Below are 6,170 nucleotides of genomic sequence, written 5' to 3'. Positions count from 1 at the left end.
GTACGGGCACAGGGGACCTCCGGGAGGGGGAGAGGGGACGGCCCATCCTGCACCCGGCGTCATCGTCCCGGCTTCCCGAGCCGCCGCCGCGCAGCTCGCCGAGTTCCGGACGGTCACGTTCTGGGCACGCTTGCCCAGCCCCTGCCGGAGGTGCGCCGGGAGGTGCCTACTGTGACCCCCGTAACCAGCCGACCGGCTCCGGTCGGCCCACGACGCCCGGTGCCCCGGACGGGCCCGTCCGCCAGTGCCGCGCGGCCGCCTCCTCGCGGTCGGCCGGTCGTCGTTCTCGACAAGGGAGAGACATGCGCACCAAGCTCCACACCGTCGCCGCGGCCGGCGCCGCGGCCCTCCTCCTCGCGTCCTGCGGCTCCGGCGAGTCCGGCGGCGGTGAGTCCGCCGCCGGGCTCACCGGCGAGGGCAGCGGGGAGTCGTGCACCATCGAGGGCGAGGTGCCCCTCGGCGCGGTGCTCAGCCTGACCGGTGCCGCGGCCAGCTACGGCGAGTCGCAGCAGCGCGGCCTGGAGCTCGCCGCCTCGGAGCTGGCCGAGCAGGGCGGCGTCACCTACGACCTGACGATCGAGGACGACCAGACCGACCCCCGGCAGGCGATCACGCTCTTCGACGAGTTCGTCAACGACGGCGTGAGCCTGATCATCGGGCCCACGCTGTCCAACGCCGCCGTCCAGGCCGACCCGATCGCCCAGGAGGCCGGCGTGCCGGTGCTGGGCATCTCCAACACGGCCGAGGGGGTGACCGAGATCGGCGACTACATCTTCCGCGACTCCCTCACCGAGCAGGCGGTCATCCCGCAGACGATCGAGGCCGCCACCGAGCAGTTCGGCCTCGAGGACGTCGTGGTCATGTACAGCAACGACGACGCGTTCACCGAGTCCGGCTACGAGGCGTTCGCCGGCGCGCTGGAGGACCAGGGCGTGACGATCAGCGAGACGATCACCTTCTCCAAGTCCGACACCGACTTCCGCGCCCTGCTGACCCAGGCGCAGGAGAACGACCCGGACGCGCTCGTGGTCTCGGCGCTGATCGAGGCCGCGGTGCCGCTGGTGACCCAGGCCCGCGAGCTCGGCATCGACGTGCCCATCATCGGCGGCAACGGGTTCAACAACCCGCGGCTGATGGCCGACGCCGGGCAGGCGGCCGAGGGCGTCGTCGTCGGCGCCGCCTGGAACTCCGCCTCCGACAACCCGGAGAACCAGGCGTTCCTCCAGGCCTACGAGGCCGAGTACGGCGCGCAGCCCGACCAGTTCGCCGCCCAGGCCTACACCGGGCTCAAGCTCGTCGACCAGGCCGTGCGCGCCAACTGCTCCGCCGAGCGGGACAGCATCCAGGAGGCGCTGGGGCAGATCGAGGACGTGCCCACCGTCCTCGGCGAGTTCTCCATCGACGAGAACCGGGACGCCGACCACCCGGCCGTCGTCCAGGTCGTCGAGAACGGCCGGTTCGCCGTCCTGCAGTGACCCCTCGCGTGGCGCCGGCCGGCTGACGGGCCGGCGCCACGCCGGGACTCCGCCGGGGCCCGGTCCTCGGACCGGGCCCCGGGCACGTGTCGGCTACCGTGCCCCGGCACCCACGACGAGAACAGGCAACGCTGTGCAGCAGCTCCTCAACGGCATCTTCATCGGCTCCATCTACGCGTTGTTCGCCATCGGCTTCACGCTGGTGTTCGGCATCCTCGACCGGCTGAACCTCGCCCACCCCGCGGTCTTCGCCGCCTCCGCCTTCGTCGGCATCGAGCTGGTCGAGCGCGGCGGGCTGTCCCTCTGGGCCGCACTGCCGGTCGTGTTCGTCTTCGGCGCCGTCCTGGGGCTGGTCATCGAGCGCGTGGCGTTCCGGCCGCTCAAGAACCGGGCCGACGCGCACTTCGCCGGGCTGATCTCCTCGATCGCGCTGGCCGGCATGCTCATCGCGCTGCTGCAGTGGCGCTACGGCCCCGACACCCGCCGCTTCCCGCCCGGCTCGTTCCCGGACACCCGGTTCGAGGTGTTCGGCGCGCAGGTGACCCTGGTGCAGGTGGTGATCCTCGCCGTCTCCCTCGCCCTGATGGTGGGCCTGACCTACATGGTCACCCGGACCCGGCTCGGCCGCGGGATGCGCGCGGTCGCGGAGAACCCGACGGCGGCGCGGGTGCTCGGGGTGAACGTCGACCGGGTCACCGCGGTCACCTTCGCGATCTCCTCGGCGCTCGGCGCGGTCGCCGGTGTGCTCTTCGCGATCAACGTGAACACCGCCCAGCTCGGCATGGGCGCCGCGATCGAGCTCAAGGGCCTGGCCGTGATCATCGTCGGCGGCATGGGCTCGCTGCCCGGCGCGCTCATCGGCGGGCTGCTGCTCGGCCTGGCCGAGGTGTTCGCCGTGCAGCACATCGGCTCGTCCTGGGTGAACGTCATCGCGTTCGGCCTGCTGTTCGTGATCCTGCTGCTGCGCCCGCAGGGGCTGCTCGGCGCGCGGAAGGTCCGGGAGGTCTGATGCTGGGCCAGTACGCCACCACGCTGACCTTCATCGCGCTGGGCGCGATCTTCGCCTACTCCTTCTACGCCGTCCTGATCGCCGGGCAGCTCAGCCTCGGCCAGGCCGGCTTCGCCGCTCTGGCGGCGTTCTCCGGGGCCTACCTGGCACCCGCCCCGGACGACGTCGGCGACGTCCCCTCGCTGCTGGTCGCCGTGGCCATCGGCATGTCCGTCGGTGCCCTCGGCGCCGTCGTCCTCGGCCTGCCGACGATGCACCTGCGCGGGGTCTTCCTCGCCATCGCCACCCTCGGCTTCGCCGAGGCGGTGCGCGTGGTGCTGCTCAACCAGGAGTGGACCGGCGGGGCGCAGGGGCTCGGCGTGCCGCGGGTCCTCACCGTCGGCATGGCCTGGACGGCGCTCGCGCTGGTCGCCTACTGGTTCTGGCGGATGGGACGGTCCCGGTACGGGCGCGCGCTCGAGGCCATCCGCGAGGACGAGCTCGCCGCACGGTCCATGGGCATCGACGTGGGGCGCCACCGGCTGGCGGCGTTCATCACCGCGGGCGCCGTCGCCGGGCTGTACGGCGTCCTCTACGCCTACTACGTGCGGCTGATCGCGCCGAACGACTTCGACTTCGTGGCTGCCGTCGAGGGCCTGGTCACGGCGGTGGTCGGCGGCTCCACGATGTTCCTGGGGCCGCTGCTGGGCAGCGGGTTCCAGACGATCGTCCCGGAGATCCAGCGGGCGGTCGGGGTGGAGGCCGGCTGGATCAGGCCGTTCCTCGCCAGCCTGCTGCTGCTCGTCGTCATCCTCTTCCTGCCCGGGGGCCTGGCGAGCCTCATCCCGCGCCGCACGCGCATGCCGTCCGGTGCCGCCGACGACGACGCGACCGGGCTCGCCGGCCGCCGCCACCCGGAAGCCGGCGAGCCGGTGGTCACCCTGTCCGGGCTGGGCAAGGAGTACGGCGGTGTGCACGCCGTGCGAGGGGTGGACCTGGAGATCCGGGCCGGCGAGGTCGTCGGCCTGATCGGTCCCAACGGAGCCGGCAAGACCACGCTGGTCAACATGATCAGCGGGCTGGTCCCGCCCAGCTCGGGCAGCGCCACGGTCCTCGGGACGACGGTCGGGAGCACCCCGGTCCACCGCATCGCGGCGGCCGGCGTCAGCCGGACGTTCCAGCACTCCAAGCTGTTCAACCGGCTGTCCGCCCTGGAGAACGTCCTGGTCGGCGCCCACCTGGTCAGCCGTCCGACGTTCCTGCGGCGGCTCTTCTGGCTGCCCTCGGCGCGCCGGGACGAGCAGGCCGCGCTGCGGCAGGCGGCTCGCTGCCTGGAACGCGTCGGGCTCAGCGAGCTCGCCGCCAACCGGGCCGAATCGCTGTCCTACGGGGACCAGCGCAGGCTCGAGATCGCCCGTGCGCTGGCCTCGGACCCGTCGCTGCTGATCCTCGACGAGCCGGCGGCCGGGATGAACCACGTCGAGGCGGCGCGGCTGTCCGAGCTCATCCGCTCGCTGGCGCGGGACGGGCTCACCATCCTGTTCATCGAGCACAACGTCGGCATGGTGCTGCAGACCTGCACCCGGGTCGTCGTCCTCAACTTCGGTGAGGTCATCGCCAGCGGCGCGCCGGACGAGGTCGCGGCGGACCCGGCCGTCATCGAGGCCTACCTCGGGTCGGCGGAGGAGGACGCGGACGGCACCGGGGCCCGCGCCGGCGCGACCGCCGCCGGGACCGGCGACGCGCCACCCGACGCCGTCGCGAACCTGCGCCCCGGCGCCGCCGGCACCCTGGACACCCCCGACGCGACGAGGGATGCGACATGAGCGACCCGATCCTCACCGTGGAGGACCTGCGGGTGACCTACGGACGGGTCGAGGCGGTGCGGGGTGTCTCCTTCAGCGCCGCTGAGGGCTCCCTGGTGGCGCTGGTCGGCGCGAACGGGGCGGGCAAGTCCTCGGTCATCAACGCCGTCTCCGGCATCCTGCGGCCGGCCGGCGGGCGGATCACGTTCGAGGGCCAGGACATCACCCGCACCCCCGCCCACAAGCTGGTCGGCCGCGGGCTGGTGCAGGTGCCCGAGGGCCGGCAGATCCTCGCCACGCTGACGATCGAGGAGAACCTCCAGCTCGGCACGTGGCACTCGGGAGCCGACGGGGCGCGGTCCGTCGACGCCATGTACGACCGGTTCCCGGTGCTGGGCGAGCGGCGGGCGCTGCCGGCGGGCGCGCTCTCGGGTGGCGAGCAGCAGATGCTGGCCATCGCCCGCGCGCTGGTCGCCGGGCCGAAGGTCATGCTCATGGACGAGCCGTCGATGGGGCTCGCGCCCAAGATCGTCGACGAGGTCTTCCGCGTCATCGAGGAGATCCGCGCCTCCGGCACCACGGTCGTGCTGGTGGAGCAGAACGCCCGGCGGGCCCTCCGTGCGGCCGACCACGGGTACGTGCTGCAGAGCGGTGAGGTCGTGCACTCCGGTCCGGCGGCCGAGCTGCTCGCCGACGAGCGCATCGTGCAGGCCTACCTGGGGGTCGAGAGCGGCACCTGACGGCCCCCGTGCAGGGTCCCGCCGCGAGCGGAGCGAGTGGTGGGGGGCACGGGGGTCCTCCTAGGGTGCTGGGCGTGACCGACTGCCTGTTCTGCCGCATGGTCGCCGGTGAGATCCCCGCCGACGTCGTCCACGAGACCGACCGGGTGCTCGCCTTCCGCGACATCAACCCCCAGGCGCCGACGCACGTGCTGGTGATCCCGAAGGAGCACCACCGCAACGTCGGCGCGCTGGCGACGGCGGACCCGGGGCTGCTCGGCGAGGTGGTCTCCGGGGCGCACGCCGTCGCGGCCGGCGAGGGCCTCGTGACCGGGGCCGGCAACGAGCCGGGCTACCGCGTCGTCACCAACACCGGGCCGCAGGCGGGCCAGTCGGTGGACCACGTCCACCTGCACGTGCTGGGCGGCCGCGACCTGCGCTGGCCGCCCGGCTGACGCGCCGGTTCCCGCCGGACGGCCGTCCGACGGGAACCGGGTGAGCTGGGGGAGGACCTCAGCCGGCCGACCGGGTGCGGGCGAGGGCCCGCACGCCGGCCACCGCGAGCGGCAGCTGCACCAGCACGAAGGCGGCGGCGGGGACGAGGTTGCCCTGGGCCGGGGAGAACGGCAGCAGGATGGTGCCGGCCACCACCGCCCCGAGCGACCACCAGCCGAGCACCCCGGCCCGGCACAGGCCGAGGACGACCAGGGGCAGCCCCAGCGCGAGCAGCGGGGCGAGGCCGAACGACAGCTGCTGGAGCGGGGCGGACAGCACCCGCTCCGAGATGGCGACCGCCTGGTCGATCGGCAGGGCCCGGGCCAGCTCCATGTGGAACCAGTCGGTGAACAGGGCTCCCGAGGTGGACAGCAGGCCCAGGGCGCTCAGCAGCGCGCCGGCCAGCGTGGGCAGCCAGCCGCGCCGCCCCCGCACCAGCAGGGGCAGCACCAGGACACCGACCCCGAGCAGCAGGTTGCCGTAGTGCAGGAGGACGGCGGAGAGCTCCGTGAGCGACGGGTCGCGGCCGAGCGACTCCAGGTAGCTCGCGCGGTCGTCGCCGGTGGCGATCGGGCTGGTCAGGATGCCCGCCGCGAAGGCGGCTGCCCCCAGGGGCAGGGCGGCGCCGGCCAGTCGGGTCAGCACCCGCGGGGCGGGGTTGGCGGCGGCACCGGCCCCGGTGGGGGAC

At 73.7% G+C, this 6,170-nt stretch carries 6 protein-coding genes; 5 read left to right on the top strand and 1 reads right to left on the bottom strand.

Going from position 1 to position 6,170, the window contains the following annotated elements; translation table 11 throughout:
* Positions 1-302: 302 nt before the first annotated feature.
* From E9549_RS22225 to E9549_RS22205, 5 genes are all read left to right on the top strand, one after another.
* The gene (locus E9549_RS22225; protein WP_236828774.1) at positions 303-1,475 is read left to right on the top strand and encodes an ABC transporter substrate-binding protein; all 1,173 of its coding nucleotides are present in this window, start codon (positions 303-305) and stop codon (positions 1,473-1,475) included.
* A 133-nt stretch (positions 1,476-1,608) separates the two neighbouring features.
* Positions 1,609-2,484, top strand: a complete 876-nt coding sequence (locus E9549_RS22220; protein WP_236828773.1) for a branched-chain amino acid ABC transporter permease — start codon at positions 1,609-1,611, stop codon at positions 2,482-2,484.
* The gene (locus tag E9549_RS22215; RefSeq protein ID WP_236828772.1) at positions 2,484-4,289 is read left to right on the top strand and encodes an ATP-binding cassette domain-containing protein; all 1,806 of its coding nucleotides are present in this window, start codon (positions 2,484-2,486) and stop codon (positions 4,287-4,289) included. Before E9549_RS22220 ends, E9549_RS22215 begins: the two co-directional genes overlap by 1 nt.
* Entirely contained in the window at positions 4,286-5,008 is a 723-nt protein-coding gene (locus tag E9549_RS22210; protein WP_236828771.1) for an ABC transporter ATP-binding protein, read from the top strand. The genes E9549_RS22215 and E9549_RS22210 overlap by 4 nt, the downstream gene beginning before the upstream one ends.
* 74 nt (positions 5,009-5,082) lie before the next feature.
* Entirely contained in the window at positions 5,083-5,442 is a 360-nt protein-coding gene (locus E9549_RS22205; protein WP_236828770.1) for a histidine triad nucleotide-binding protein, read from the top strand.
* A gap of 58 nt (positions 5,443-5,500) precedes the next feature.
* On the opposite strand, the gene E9549_RS22200 is transcribed toward E9549_RS22205, so the two are convergent.
* Positions 5,501-6,170, bottom strand: a 670-nt coding sequence (locus E9549_RS22200) for a hypothetical protein (RefSeq protein ID WP_236828769.1), incomplete at its 5' end; no start/stop codon positions are given.

Origin of the sequence: Blastococcus sp. MG754426 (assembly GCF_021699055.1) — a bacterium.
Classification (GTDB): domain Bacteria; phylum Actinomycetota; class Actinomycetes; order Mycobacteriales; family Geodermatophilaceae; genus Blastococcus.
The sequence above is the reverse complement of the archived record's forward strand: the minus strand, read 5'-3'. Positions and strand labels throughout refer to the sequence as shown.

Coding starts and splice junctions, on each gene's coding strand:
- E9549_RS22225 (WP_236828774.1), top strand. CDS start 303: ATGCGCACCAAGCTCCACACCGTCGCCGCGGCCGGCGCCGCGGCCCTC.
- E9549_RS22215 (WP_236828772.1), top strand. CDS start 2,484: ATGCTGGGCCAGTACGCCACCACGCTGACCTTCATCGCGCTGGGCGCG.
- E9549_RS22210 (WP_236828771.1), top strand. CDS start 4,286: ATGAGCGACCCGATCCTCACCGTGGAGGACCTGCGGGTGACCTACGGA.